This window comes from Streptomyces sp. NPDC059696 (assembly GCF_042733745.1).
GTDB lineage: Bacteria > Actinomycetota > Actinomycetes > Streptomycetales > Streptomycetaceae > Streptomyces.
The window spans coordinates 289,175-301,475 of the sequence record NZ_JBHWFG010000004.1 but is presented as its reverse complement, the minus strand read 5'-3'; the positions used below and the strand labels follow the sequence as shown (position 1 = coordinate 301,475).

The following is a 12,301-nucleotide window of genomic DNA, read 5'->3' as shown; positions in this document are numbered from 1 at the left end:
GCACCGGCCACGGAGGGAGGCTTCCCACCCCCGGCGCCCGGGCCGGACCCGTCGTCTACCCCAGTGCCTTCTCCAGCGCCCCGAGTGCCCCTGTCAGCTCCTCGGCCGTGATGGTGAGCGGTGGGGCCAGGCGGATCGTGGAGCCGTGGGTGTCCTTCGCCAGGACTCCCTGCCGCATGAGGCGTTCGCTGATCTCGCGGCCCGTGCCGAGCGCCGGGTCGATGTCGACGCCCGCCCACAGGCCGCGCGCGCGGAACCCGACGACGCCCCTGCCGACCAGCCCCGTCAGACCGTCCCGCAGGATCTCGCCCAGTTCGGCCGCCCGGCGCTGGAACTCGCCCGTCTCCAGCAGCTCCACCACCGCCGTGCCGACCGCCGCCGCCAGCGGGTTGCCGCCGAACGTCGAGCCGTGCTCACCCGGGTGCAGCACCCCGAGCACCTCCCGGCGCCCGACCACCGCCGACACCGGCACGATGCCCCCGCCCAGCGCCTTGCCCAGCAGCAGCACGTCCGGCACCACCGGCTCGTGCTCGACCGCCAGCGTGCGGCCCGTGCGGCCCAGCCCGGACTGGATCTCGTCCGCGACGAACAGACAGCCCTTGCGGCGGGTCAGCTCCCGCACCCCCGCCAGATAGCCGTCATCCGGGATGATCACTCCCGCCTCGCCCTGGATCGGCTCGATCAGCACCGCCGCCGTCGTCTCGTCGACCGCCTCCTCCATCGCGGCCAGGTCGTTGTACGGCACCACCCGGAACCCCGGCGTGAACGGCCCGAAGCCCGCCCGGGCCGTCTCGTCCGTCGAGAAGCTGACGATCGTCGTCGTACGGCCGTGGAAGTTGTCCGCCGCGACCACGATCGTCGCCCGGTCGGCCGGTACGCCCTTGACGTCGTAGGCCCACTTGCGGGCCACCTTCACCCCGCTCTCCACCGCCTCCGCGCCGGTGTTCATCGGCAGCACCATGTCCATGCCGGTCAGGGCGGCCAGCCGCTCCGCGAACTCGGCGAGCCGGTCGTTGTGGAAGGCGCGGGAGGTGAGGGTCAGCCGGTCGAGCTGGCGGTGCGCCGCATCGATCAGCGCCGGGTGCCGGTGGCCGAAGTTGAGAGCCGAGTAGCCGGCCAGCATGTCGAGGTAGCGCCGCCCCTCGACGTCCTCCACCCAGGTGCCCTCGGCGCGGGCGACGACCACCGGCAGCGGGTGGTAGTTGTGCGCGAGGACCGGCTCCTCCGCGCGGATCAGCTCCTGCGAGCCGCGTGTCCCACGCGGGTCACGGGCTCCCTGCGGGTCCTCGGTGCGGACGGGTGCGCTCATGAGCGGATCTCCCGGATCTCCTGGGTGCAGCACTTGATGCCGCCACCGGCCTTGTAGAACTCGGACAGGTCGACGGGGACGGGGACGTAGCCGCGGCCGGCCAGCTGCCCGGCCAGATGGGTCGCCCCCGGTGAGATGAACACGTGGCGCCCGTCGGAGACGGAGTTGAGCCCGAACGCCATCGCGTCCTCGCGGGTGGCGAGCACCGCGTCCGGGTACAGCCGGGCCAGCACCTCGCGGCTGCCCGGCGAGAACGCCTCGGGGTAGTAGGCGATGTTCTCGTCGTCGAGAACGAACAGCGCCGTGTCCAGGTGGTAGAAGTACGGATCCACCAGCGTCAGGCTGATCACCGGCGTCCCGAAGTACTCCTGCACCTCGCTGTGCGCCTCCCGGGTCGTACGGAAACCCGTCCCGGCCAGGATCCAGCGGCCGGCCGGCACCAGGTCGCCCTCGCCCTCGCACACCGACTCGGGGTGGTAGACGTCGTAGCCCTCCGTCTTGAACCACGCCTCGTACGGCACGGACTCGGGGCGGCGTTCGAGCGAGTGGAAGAGCGCCCCGAAGACACGGCCGTCGACGACGACCGCCGCGTTCGCGGCGAAAACCATGTCCGGAAGGCCGGGGACGGGTTTCACACTGTCCACGGTATGGCCGTGGGCCCGGTAGGTGTCGACCAGCGCCTGCCACTGGTCCAGGGCACGGATGACGTCGACGGGTTCGTCGGGATGCATCCACGGGTTGATCGCGTACTGCACGGCGAAATGTCTCGGCTCGCAGACGAGGTAGCGCCGCCGACGCGGCACACGGGAGTCGGGCACAGAGGGGTCCCTCCGCTTCCTCACGGTGTGTGACTGTGGGTTGACACAACGGTAGGAAGTGACGGCCGTGGCCGACAAGAAACAAAGATTGCGCGTTCACGCAGGAACGCTGCGTCTTGGAGCCGCTCAGCGCACGTCTGCTGCGCCGCCCGGAACCCCCTCCGGGGCCGGATGACTCGCCCCCGCCTCCGGGCTCTCCGGCAGCAGGTGGGACAGCACCATCACGCTGATCGTCTTCCGGATGAACGGCTCCTGCCGGATCCGCTCCAGCACCTCCTCGAAGTGCTCCACGTCCCGCGCCCGCACGTGCAGCAGCGCGTCCGCGCCCCCGGTCACGGTCATCGCCGCCGCGATCTCCGGGTAGTCCCGCACCACCTCGGCCAGCCGCCGCGGCGGGGCGGCGCCCTCGCAGTACACCTCGACGTAGGCCTCCGTGCGCCAGCCCAGCGCCGACGGCTTCACCGTCGCCGAGAACCCGGTGATCACACCCGTCTCACGCAGCCGGTCGACCCGCCGCTTGACGGCCGTCGCCGACAGCCCGATCGCCGTGCCGATCTCCGCGAACGACGTCCTCGCGTTCGCCATCAACGCGGTGATGATCTGCCGGTCGAGTTCGTCGAACGGCGTGGACCTGCTGTTCATGCGGGCACTGTATCCACCGGCCTCCCGGCCCGCGCCCCGCCGGGCACGCGCACCGCGTCCGGCGCGAACGTCCACCCCCGGCACATGTCCAGGCGTTCGGATCACCCCTACACTCCGGGTTCATGCTGCGTGCCCTGGCTGTCGACGACGAACGCCCCTCGCTGGAGGAACTGCTCTACCTCCTGCGCGCCGACCCGCGCATCGGCAGCGCGGAGGGTGTGGGCGACGCGACCGAGGCACTGCGGCGCATGAACCGCGCCCTGGAATCCGGCCCGGGCGGGCCCGAAGCCATCGACGTGGTCTTCCTGGACATCCAGATGCCCGGCCTCGACGGCCTCGACCTCGCACGGCTGCTCACCGGCTTCGCCCGGCCGCCGCTCGTCGTGTTCGTCACCGCCCACGAGGACTTCGCCGTCCAGGCATTCGACCTCAAGGCCGTCGACTACGTCCTCAAACCGGTCCGCAAGGAGCGGCTCGCCGAGGCCGTCCGCCGGGCCGCCGAACTGCGCGGCGCCACCCCCCGCATCCCCGTCCACGAACCCGACCCGGACCACATACCCGTCGAACTCGGCGGCGTGACCCGCTTCGTCGCCGTCGACGACATCACCCACGTCGAGGCCCGGGGCGACTACGCCCGCCTGCACACCGACAAGGGCAGCCACCTGGTGCGCATCCCGCTGTCCACCCTGGAGGAGCGCTGGCGCACCCGCGGCTTCGTCCGCATCCACCGCCGCCACCTCGTCGCCCTGCGCCACATCGGCGAACTCCGCCTCGACGCGGGCACCGTCAGCGTCCTCGTCGGCTCCGAGGAGCTCCAGGTCAGCCGGCGCCACACGCGTGAACTGCGCGACCTGCTCATGAGGAGGCCGTGACGGTGCCCCAGGACCACACCGAGCGCCGTGTCGTCGTCACCGGCCCGCCCCGGCAGACCCTCCCGCACGCCCGGCTCCGCTCACGCGGGCGCCATCCGCAGGCCTCCGGGTCCTACCGGCCGCGCACCGAGATCGACGAGCAGACCACCCTCGGCCACACCTACGTCCGCTCCCTGATGCGCACCCAACTGCGCGCCGCCCTCACCGTGCTCACCGTCCTCGGCCTGCTCGTCGGCCCGCTCCCGCTGCTCTTCGCGGCGCTGCCCGACGCCCGCCGCCTGGAATGGGCGGTCCTGGGCTTCGGCCTCTACGTCCCGCTGGTGCTGCTCGCCCGCTGGTACGTCCGCCGGGCCGAGCGCAACGAACGCGACTTCGTACGCCTCGTCGAAGACCGCTGACGCCCACCGAGAACCCCGGCCCGAGATGAACTCCAGCTACGCCATCCCCGCAGTCGCCCTGGTCGTCGTCGCGACGGTCCTGGTCGGCGCCTTCGGCCTGCGCATCTCCCGCACCACGTCCGACTTCTACGTCGCCTCCCGCACCGTCGGCCCCCGCCTCAACGCCGCCGCCATCAGCGGCGAGTACCTCTCCGCCGCCTCCTTCCTGGGCATCGCGGGCCTCGTCCTGGTCCAGGGCCCCGACATGCTCTGGTACCCGGTCGGCTACACCGCCGGCTACCTGGTCCTGCTGATCTTCGTGGCCGCCCCGCTGCGCCGCTCCGGCGCCTACACGCTCCCCGACTTCGCGGAGGCGCGCCTCGCCTCCCAGGCCGTCCGGCGGCTCGCCGGCGCCTTCGTCGTCGGGGTCGGCTGGCTGTACCTGCTGCCCCAGCTGCAGGGCGCCGGGCTGACCCTGACGGTGCTGACCGGGGCGCCCGACTGGCTGGGCGCAGTGATCGTCGCCGTCGTCGTGACCGCCACCGTCGCCGCCGGCGGCATGCGCAGCATCACCTTCGTGCAGGCCTTCCAGTACTGGCTGAAGCTCACCGCCCTGCTCGTCCCCGCGCTGTTCCTGGTCCTCGCCTGGCAGAACGACGGAGCACCCCGGCACGCCTTCGACGAACCGGCCACCTTCCGCGACCAGCGCGCCGTCCGCGTCGACGACGCGATCGACCTGCGGCTGGACCGGCCGCTGAGCGTCGTGGTGACCGGCACCGTCGACGGCCGGACCCACACCGGCACACGCCTGGAACTCACCGCCGGAACCCACCACATCGAGCGCGGCACCCGGCTCACCTTCACCCGGGGCGCCCCCGTCCCCGAGGCCCGGCGCAGCGGCGGCGGCGACCTGTCCCCGTCACAGGCCGAGAGCCGTGCGGAACGGCCGCTGTACGCCACGTACGGGCTGATCCTCGCCACCTTCCTCGGCACCATGGGCCTGCCGCACGTCGTGGTCCGCTTCTACACGAGCCCGCACGGGGTCGCCGCCCGCCGCACCACCGTCGCCGTCCTCGGCCTGATCGGCGCCTTCTACCTGCTGCCCCCCGTCTACGGCGCCCTCGGCCGCCTCTACGCCCCCGAACTGACCCTCACCTCAGACCCGGACGCCGCCGTCCTGCTGCTGCCCGACCGCATGATCGGGGGAGTGGGCGGCGACCTGCTGGGCGCGCTGGTCGCCGGGGGTGCCTTCGCGGCGTTCCTCTCCACGGCCTCGGGCCTGACCATGGCGGTCGCGGGCGTCCTCACCCAGGACGTCCTGCCGTCCCGCGGCGTACGGCACTTCCGGCTCGGCACGGTCCTCGCCATGGCCGTGCCCCTCGCGGCGAGCGTCCTGGTCGGCGGGCTGCCGGTCGCCGACGCCGTCGGGCTCGCCTTCGCGGTCTCCGCGTCCTCGTTCTGCCCGCTGCTCGTCCTCGGCATCTGGTGGCGGCGGCTGACCCCGCCCGGAGCCGCCGCCGGGATGCTGGTGGGCGGCGGCTCCGCCCTGCTCGCCGTCGCCGCGACCATGGCCGGCTACCCGGGCGAGGGAGCCGCCCTGCACGCCCTGCTCGCCTGGCCCGCGCTGTGGTCGGTGCCGCTGGGCTTCCTCACCATGATCCTGGTGTCCCTGGCCACCCCCGGCCGGGTCCCGCCCGGCACCCCGGCGGTCCTGGCCCGGTTCCACCTGCCCGAGGAACTGCGCTCGGAGGTGACGGCGTGAGCGGGTTCCTGGCAGGTCTGTGCGTCGGAGTGCTCCCGGTGCTCGCCCTCGGGGTCTGGCTCGGACGCCGGACGGCACGGGCCAAGAGCCTCGCCGGCCTCGGCACCCCCGTCGAACACGCCACCTTCGAGACCCTGCACACGGCGTCCCTCGCCGCGCCCCCGCTGCGGGCCGGTCTGACGGAGGAGACCGCCCGCAAGTCCGCCCGCAAACTGCGCTCCCTGCTCGGCACGGACGCCCTGTGCCTCACCGACCGCACCGGGGTCCTGGTCTGGGACGGCGACGGGGCGCATCACCGCGACGAGATCATGGACCGGCTCGCGGGCGCCCTGGAGTCCGGCCGCGGTGAGGCGTTCCGGCTCACCTGCGACAGCCTCGACTGTTCGGTGCGCTGGGCGGTCGTCGCCCCGCTCACCGTCGACGACCGGGTGCACGGCGCGCTGGTCGCCTGCGCCCCCCGCGAGTCCGCGGTGCTCGTCCGGGCCGCGGGCGAGGTCGCCCGCTGGGTCTCCGTCCAGCTGGAGCTCGCCGATCTCGACCAGTCCCGCACCCGGCTCATCGAGGCCGAGATCAAGGCGCTGCGGGCCCAGATCTCGCCCCACTTCATCTTCAACTCGCTCGCGGTGATCGCCTCCTTCGTCCGCACGGACCCCGAGCGCGCCCGCGAGCTGCTGCTCGAGTTCGCCGACTTCACCCGCTACTCGTTCCGCCGGCACGGCGACTTCACCACCCTCGCCGAGGAGCTCCACGCCATCGACCACTACCTGGCGCTGGTCCGGGCACGCTTCGGCGACCGCCTCTCCGTCACCCTCCAGATAGCGCCGGAGGTGCTGCCGGTGACCCTGCCGTTCCTCTGCCTCCAGCCGCTCGTCGAGAACGCCGTCAAGCACGGTCTGGAGGGCAAGGCCGTGTCCTCGGGCCGGTGCCACATCCGGATCACCGCCCAGGACACGGGCGCCGAGGCCCTCGTCGTCATCGAGGACGACGGCGCCGGCATGGACCCCGGCCTGCTCCGCCGCATCCTGGCCCGCGAGGTCAGCCCCTCGGGCGGCATCGGCCTGTCCAACGTCGACGACCGGCTGCGTCAGGTCTACGGCGACGCCCACGGCCTCGTCATCGAGACGGCCACCGGCGCCGGCATGAAGATCACCGTCCGGCTCCCGAAGTACCAGCCCGGTGTGCACTCGGCGGGCCGCCCGGCCGGAACATGAGGGGTCAGTTGCTGCGCGTGGTGACCACCAGCCCCAAGGTGATCAGGCCCAGGACGACCCAGCCGAACCACAGCCAGCCGTTGCTCCCGAGCGCCACCGTGTAGGCCGTCACCACGACGAGCCCGCCCAGCGTGAGCGCTCCCATGGTCCTCGTCGCGTTGGAACCGTTCGTGGAACCGGGCATCGCAACACCCCTCCTCATGGTCCGGTCCCTCCATGGTGCCCGGCGGACGCCCGGCGCGCACGGCCCGTACCGAAGAGGACCTCAGCGCCCCTGCGTGTTCAGCGAGGCCAGATAGGCGTTGTACGCCTCCAGCTCCTTGTCCCCGTCGCGGTCGGCGGCCCGGTCGGTGCGCCGGGCCTGCCGCTGGTCCGAGGCGTACCACTGGAACAGCAGGGCCACCAGCACCAGCACGGAGGGGATCTCGCTGAACGCCCAGGCGATGCCGCCCGCCGCGTTCTGGTCGGACAGCGCCTCGATGCCGAGCGAGCCGGGCGGGTTCTTGAACGTCTCGACCATCGGCTCGGACGCCATCATCAGCGCGATCCCGAAGAACGCGTGGAAGGGCATGCCCGCGAACAGCTCCAGCATCCGCATCAGGTAGCCCGGGCGGTGCGGGCCCGGGTCCACGCCCATGATCGGCCAGAAGAACACCAGGCCGACGGCGAGGAAGTGCACCATCATCGCGATGTGGCCGGCCTTGGAGCCCATCAGGGTGTCGAAGATCGGGGTGAAGTACAGCCCGTACAGGCTCGCGATGAACAGCGGGATCGTGAACGCCGGGTGCGTGACGATCCGCATGTACCGGCTGTGCAGGAACATCAGCAGCAGCTCACGCGGCCCCTTGCGGCCCCGCCCCGCCGTGGGCAGCGCCCGCAGCGCCAGCGTGATCGGCGCACCGAGCAGGATGAGGATGGGCGACACCATGCTGATGACCATGTGCTGCACCATGTGCACGCTGAACATGACCATGCCGTAGTCGTTGAGCCCGGTGCACATCATGAGCACGATGCTCAGCACACCCAGGACGAACGCGACCGTACGGCCCACCGGCCACTTGTCCCCGCGCCTCACGAGCCGTACGACACCCCACCCGTACAGGGCCAGCCCGGCCAGGCACGCGACGAGGAAGAACGGGTCGGCCGACCACTCCAGACCTCGCCCCAGCGTGAACGGCGGCAGATCCATGGTCATGCCGTGCCCGCTGTGATCCATTGCGCCGGCTCCTGTTTCGTGGGGGTGTGCAGCAAGTTGTCCGCCCACAAGAGTAGAACCGCCCCCGGTCATCGTTGTGACCGGGGGCGGGACGACGCCTCAGGGGCGTGGGGAACTGCGCGAGCGACCACGTACGACCCGCACTCGGCGGATCGGCGCAACCTCAGAGAACGGTCTCCGCCTCGGCGTACCGCTCGTCCGGCACCGTCTTCAGCGTCTCCACGGCCTCCGCGAGCGGCACCATCACGATGTCGGTCCCCCGCAACGCGGTCATGTGCCCGAACTCACCCCGGTGCACCGCCTCCACCGCGTGCCACCCGAACCGCGTGGCCAGCACCCGGTCGTAGGCGGTCGGCGTGCCGCCCCGCTGGACGTGTCCGAGGATCACCGGGCGGGCTTCCTTCCCGAGGCGTCCCTCCAGCTCCACGGACAGCTGCCGGGCGATCCCGGCGAACCGCTCGTGCCCGTAGATGTCCTTGCCGCCCTCGTCGAACTCCATGGTCCCGGCGCGGGGCTTCGCCCCCTCCGCGGCCACGACGATCGCGAAGCGCTTGCCGGCCTCGAACCGCTCGCCGACCCGCCTGGTCAGCTCCTCTATGTCGAAGGGCCGCTCGGGGACGACGATGGCGTGCGCACCGGCCGCCATGCCGGAGTGCAGGGCGATCCAGCCGGTGTGCCGGCCCATGACCTCCACCACCAGGACCCGCTGGTGGGACTCGGCGGTGGTCTTCAGCCGGTCCAGGGCCTCGGTCGCCACGCCCACGGCCGTGTCGAAGCCGAAGGTGACGTCCGTGACGGCGATGTCGTTGTCGATGGTCTTCGGCACACCCACGACGGGCAGCCCGCTGTCCGACATCAGCCGCGCGGCCTTGAGCGTGCCCTCGCCGCCGATGGGGATGATCGCGTCGAGGCCGAGCTCCTCGACATGGCCCTTGGCCCGCTCCACGCCGTCCCGCAGATGGGAGGGCTGGACCCGGGAGGACCCGAGGATCGTGCCGCCGCGGGCGAGGATGCCGCCCACCGCGTCGAGGTCGAGCTTGAGGTAGTCGCACTCCAGGAGGCCCTTCCAGCCGTCCCGGAAGCCGATGACCTCGTCGCCGTGGTCGACGACGGCACGGTGCACGACGGACCGGATGACGGCGTTCAGGCCGGGGCAGTCGCCGCCGGACGTGAGGACACCAATGCGCATAGCCCGAAATACCTTCTCAACGTGGGCCGGGGACCGGACCACGTTGTCCGGCTGGAATCCCCGCCACCCTAGCGGCATCGGGGGGCCGGACCGAAGCACGCGTCCGCCTGCTGGACGACCCCGCTCACCTGTGCGGATGGGCCGTCATACGGGCTGTTGACCAGCAGGTTGACGCGTGCTTCGCGCACGCTGCGGTGCTGTGCTCAGGCGGGCTGCTGAGCAGCGGCGATGCGCTCGTTGCGCAGCGCCTCGTACCAGCGGTCGTCGGTCGGCGGCAGCGCGTTGACGTCGAGGGCCAGCTTCAGCAGCAGGTCCGCGATCAGCGGGTTGCGCGCGAGCACCGGGCCGTGCATGTACGTGCCGAAGACCGTGTCGTTGTACGCGCCCTCCGTGCCGTCACCCGTGCCGTTGCCGTTGCCGAAGCGCACCCGGGCGAGCGGGCGGGCGGTGGGGCCGAGGTGGGTGACGCCCTGGTGGTTCTCGAAGCCCGTCAGCGGAGGCAGGCCGAGGCGCTGGTCGACGTCGCCCAGCACGTCGCCGACGCACCGCGCGCCCTCGCCGCGCACCGACACCACGTCCAGCAGCCCGAGGCCGGGCTCGCGCTGACCGAGGTCGTTGATGAACTCGTGGCCGAGGATCTGGTAGCCGGCGCACACCGAGAACACGATGGCGCCGTTCTCCACGGCCCGGGTCAGACCGCCGTCGCGACGCAGCCGCTCGGCGGCGAGCCGCTGCGGCCGGTCCTCACCGCCGCCGATCAGGTAGATGTCGCCGGAGGTCGGGATCGGCTGGTCACTGCGCACGTCCAGCCGGGCCACGTCCAGGCCGCGCTGCTGGGCCCGGCGTTCGACGACGAGGACGTTGCCCTGGTCGCCGTAGGTGCTGAGCAGGTCGGGATAGATCCAGACGACCCGCAGTTGGTTGTCGCTCACAAAAGTCCCCTGACGTCTCGTGCTCAGTTGCCGACCCGGCGGCGCAGGTCCTGGAACGCCGTGTAGTTGGCGATGACCTCGATTCGGCCCGGCGGGCACGCGGCCACGGCCTGGTCGAGGTTCTCGTAGACCTGGAAGTGCTGGTCGGCGACCTCCAGGCGCACCGCCAGGTCCAGCCGCCGGTCACCGACGACGCAGATCGGGTGGCCGGTCAGGCGCGAGTAGTCGACGTCCCACAGCCAGGAGGTGTCGGTGCCGTCCGCGGAGCGCGCGTTCACCGACAGGATGACCGGGGTGGGCGGCGGGTCGATCAGGGAGAACGTCTCCAGCCAGCCGGCCGGGTTCTTCGCCAGCAGCAGCCGCAGGTCGCGGCCCTGGAACTGGACGACGTCGTAGCGCCCGGCCACCGCCTGCACCTGGTACATGCGCTCCAGCGCGACCTGCGGCGGCACTCCGAACACGGCGGCGACGGCGGCCGAGGAGGCGGCGTTGGCCTTGTTGGCGCGGCCGGGCAACTGGAGGTGGATCGGCCAGGCCGAGCCGTGCGGGTCGAGCACGTGGTCACCGGAGAGCGCCCAGCTCGGAGTGGGGCGGCGGAAGCCGCACTCGCCGCAGAACCAGTCGTCGCCGGGGCGCTGCATCACGCCACCGCACGACGGGCAGGACCAGGCGTCGTCCTTCCACATCTGCCCGGCGGCGACCCAGATCACGTTGGGGGAGGACGACGCGGCCCACACCACCAGCGGGTCGTCGCAGTTGGCCACGACCACGGCCTTGGACCCCGCGAGCCCCTCCCGCCAGTTCTCGGCGAGCATGCGGGTCTCGGCGGCGCGGTCGAGCTGGTCGCGCGAGAGGTTCAGCAGGGCGATGCACTTCGGGGCGGTGTCCCGGGCGACGCCGGCGAGGTACTTCTCGTCGACCTCGATGACGCCGTAGCGGGCGTCCGAGCTGCCGGCGAGGGCCGAGGTGATGCCGGCCGGCATGTTGGCGCCGAGCGCGTTGGAGACGACCGGTCCCGCCGCGCGCAGGGCCTCGGCGATGAGCCGGGTGGTGGTGGTCTTGCCGTTCGTCGCGGAGACCAGGATCACGTCCAGGTTCTGCGCGAGCCGGGCGAGCAGGTCGGGGTCGAGTTTCAGCGCGACCCGGCCGCCGATCACCGAACCGCTGCCGCGCCCTGCGGCGCGTGACGCCGCCGCGACCGCCTTGCCCGCGGTCACGGCCAGCTTGGCCCGCGGCGAGAGCGGGTCCGAGTTGCCTGCCATCAGTTCTCGATCCTCCTTGCGTACGCGCCGCGCCTTGAAGCCTGACGGCCACGTGGTGTGGACCTCAGCCTATCGAGATCCATTCGCACTCCCGAACCGTGGCACTGTGGCGAACTCGTGTGGGAGACGCGGACCGACAGGACCTTACTCTTGCCGCCATGCGACACAGCTCCATCCCCGGCGCCCACGGCCGCGTGAGACCCCTCACCCTGCACGGCGACCCGATCCTGCACTCGCCCTGCGCGGAGGTCACCGACTTCGGCCCCGAACTCGCCCGGCTCGTCGAGGACTTGTTCGCGACGATGTACGCCGCCCAGGGCGTCGGCCTCGCCGCCAACCAGGTCGGCGAACCGCTGCGCGTCTTCGTCTACGACTGCCCGGACGACGAGGACGTCCGCCATGTGGGCCATGTGGTCAATCCCCGCCTGACCGAGGCGGACGGCGTGGTGATCCGGGGCCCGGAGGGCTGCCTGTCCCTGCCGGGCCTGGAAGCGGGCACCGAACGCCACGACCACGCGGTCGTCGAGGGCTTCACGGTGACGGGAGAACCCGTCACCGTCCACGGCACGGGCTTCTTCGCCCGCTGCCTGCAGCACGAGTGCGACCATCTGGAGGGCCGTGTCTACGCGGACCACCTGACGGGCTGGCGCCGCCGCAGGCTGATGCGACAGGTGGCCCGGGCTTCTTGGAACACCTGAGTGTCGCCGCCCC

At 72.0% G+C, this 12,301-nt stretch carries 13 protein-coding genes; 5 read left to right on the top strand and 8 right to left on the bottom strand.

Going from position 1 to position 12,301, the window contains the following annotated elements; all coding sequences use genetic code 11:
• Positions 1–55: 55 nt before the first annotated feature.
• From rocD to ACFV20_RS06655, 3 genes are all read right to left on the bottom strand, one after another.
• Entirely contained in the window at positions 56–1,309 is a 1,254-nt protein-coding gene (gene rocD, locus ACFV20_RS06665) for an ornithine--oxo-acid transaminase (protein WP_385653135.1), read from the bottom strand.
• A complete protein-coding gene (gene ddaH, locus ACFV20_RS06660) occupies positions 1,306–2,127 on the bottom strand; it encodes a dimethylargininase (RefSeq protein ID WP_385653133.1) in 822 nt (273 codons plus the stop codon). Before ddaH ends, rocD begins: the two co-directional genes overlap by 4 nt.
• Before the next feature lie 126 nt (positions 2,128–2,253).
• Positions 2,254–2,769 (bottom strand): Lrp/AsnC family transcriptional regulator, encoded by a 516-nt coding sequence (locus ACFV20_RS06655; RefSeq protein ID WP_385653131.1) that lies wholly within the window; start codon positions 2,767–2,769, stop codon positions 2,254–2,256.
• Between the two features lie 122 nt (positions 2,770–2,891).
• On the opposite strand from ACFV20_RS06655, the gene ACFV20_RS06650 reads away from it, so the two are divergent.
• The 4 genes from ACFV20_RS06650 to ACFV20_RS06635 are packed head-to-tail and all read left to right on the top strand — an operon-like array spanning position 2,892 to position 6,991.
• Positions 2,892–3,641: a LytR/AlgR family response regulator transcription factor gene (locus tag ACFV20_RS06650; RefSeq protein WP_385653128.1), complete on the top strand. Its 750-nt coding sequence runs from the start codon at positions 2,892–2,894 to the stop codon at positions 3,639–3,641.
• Between the two features lie 2 nt (positions 3,642–3,643).
• Entirely contained in the window at positions 3,644–4,039 is a 396-nt protein-coding gene (locus ACFV20_RS06645) for a hypothetical protein (RefSeq protein WP_385653198.1), read from the top strand.
• Positions 4,040–4,064: 25 nt separating this feature from the next.
• Positions 4,065–5,780, top strand: a complete 1,716-nt coding sequence (locus ACFV20_RS06640; RefSeq protein WP_385653125.1) for a cation acetate symporter — start codon at positions 4,065–4,067, stop codon at positions 5,778–5,780.
• On the top strand, positions 5,777–6,991 hold the full coding sequence (locus tag ACFV20_RS06635; protein WP_385653124.1) for a sensor histidine kinase: 1,215 nt from the start codon (positions 5,777–5,779) through the stop codon (positions 6,989–6,991). The genes ACFV20_RS06640 and ACFV20_RS06635 overlap by 4 nt, the downstream gene beginning before the upstream one ends.
• A 4-nt stretch (positions 6,992–6,995) precedes the next feature.
• Here ACFV20_RS06635 and ACFV20_RS06630 read toward each other — a convergent pair whose 3' ends face one another.
• The 5 genes from ACFV20_RS06630 to ACFV20_RS06610 all read right to left on the bottom strand — a co-directional run bounded on the left by ACFV20_RS06630 (position 6,996) and on the right by ACFV20_RS06610 (position 11,590).
• The gene (locus tag ACFV20_RS06630) at positions 6,996–7,175 is read right to left on the bottom strand and encodes a hypothetical protein (protein WP_385653121.1); all 180 of its coding nucleotides are present in this window, start codon (positions 7,173–7,175) and stop codon (positions 6,996–6,998) included.
• An 81-nt stretch (positions 7,176–7,256) separates the two neighbouring features.
• The gene (locus tag ACFV20_RS06625) at positions 7,257–8,207 is read right to left on the bottom strand and encodes a cytochrome c oxidase assembly protein (RefSeq protein ID WP_385653119.1); all 951 of its coding nucleotides are present in this window, start codon (positions 8,205–8,207) and stop codon (positions 7,257–7,259) included.
• A gap of 163 nt (positions 8,208–8,370) precedes the next feature.
• Positions 8,371–9,396, bottom strand: coding sequence for a 6-phosphofructokinase (locus ACFV20_RS06620; protein ID WP_385653118.1), 1,026 nt, complete (start codon positions 9,394–9,396; stop codon positions 8,371–8,373).
• 203 nt (positions 9,397–9,599) lie between these two features.
• Entirely contained in the window at positions 9,600–10,328 is a 729-nt protein-coding gene (locus ACFV20_RS06615; protein ID WP_385653117.1) for a type 1 glutamine amidotransferase, read from the bottom strand.
• 23 nt (positions 10,329–10,351) lie between these two features.
• Positions 10,352–11,590 (bottom strand): MurT ligase domain-containing protein, encoded by a 1,239-nt coding sequence (locus ACFV20_RS06610; RefSeq protein WP_033307230.1) that lies wholly within the window; start codon positions 11,588–11,590, stop codon positions 10,352–10,354.
• A 158-nt stretch (positions 11,591–11,748) separates the two neighbouring features.
• Between ACFV20_RS06610 and def the strand changes: the two genes are divergently transcribed.
• Positions 11,749–12,288 carry a peptide deformylase gene (gene def / locus ACFV20_RS06605; RefSeq protein WP_385653112.1) on the top strand — a complete coding sequence of 180 codons (540 nt, stop codon included), beginning with the start codon at positions 11,749–11,751 and terminating at the stop codon, positions 12,286–12,288.
• Positions 12,289–12,301 lie beyond the last annotated feature (13 nt).

What these genes read in the sequence shown, in the direction of transcription:
- ACFV20_RS06650 (WP_385653128.1), top strand. Translation starts at nt 2,892, where the DNA reads ATGCTGCGTGCCCTGGCTGTCGACGACGAACGCCCCTCGCTGGAGGAA.
- ACFV20_RS06625 (WP_385653119.1), bottom strand. Translation starts at nt 8,207, where the DNA reads ATGGATCACAGCGGGCACGGCATGACCATGGATCTGCCGCCGTTCACG.
- ACFV20_RS06640 (WP_385653125.1), top strand. Translation starts at nt 4,065, where the DNA reads ATGAACTCCAGCTACGCCATCCCCGCAGTCGCCCTGGTCGTCGTCGCG.
- def (WP_385653112.1), top strand. Translation starts at nt 11,749, where the DNA reads ATGCGACACAGCTCCATCCCCGGCGCCCACGGCCGCGTGAGACCCCTC.
- rocD (WP_385653135.1), bottom strand. Translation starts at nt 1,309, where the DNA reads ATGAGCGCACCCGTCCGCACCGAGGACCCGCAGGGAGCCCGTGACCCG.
- ACFV20_RS06610 (WP_033307230.1), bottom strand. Translation starts at nt 11,590, where the DNA reads ATGGCAGGCAACTCGGACCCGCTCTCGCCGCGGGCCAAGCTGGCCGTG.
- ACFV20_RS06655 (WP_385653131.1), bottom strand. Translation starts at nt 2,769, where the DNA reads ATGAACAGCAGGTCCACGCCGTTCGACGAACTCGACCGGCAGATCATC.
- ACFV20_RS06620 (WP_385653118.1), bottom strand. Translation starts at nt 9,396, where the DNA reads ATGCGCATTGGTGTCCTCACGTCCGGCGGCGACTGCCCCGGCCTGAAC.
- ACFV20_RS06630 (WP_385653121.1), bottom strand. Translation starts at nt 7,175, where the DNA reads ATGCCCGGTTCCACGAACGGTTCCAACGCGACGAGGACCATGGGAGCG.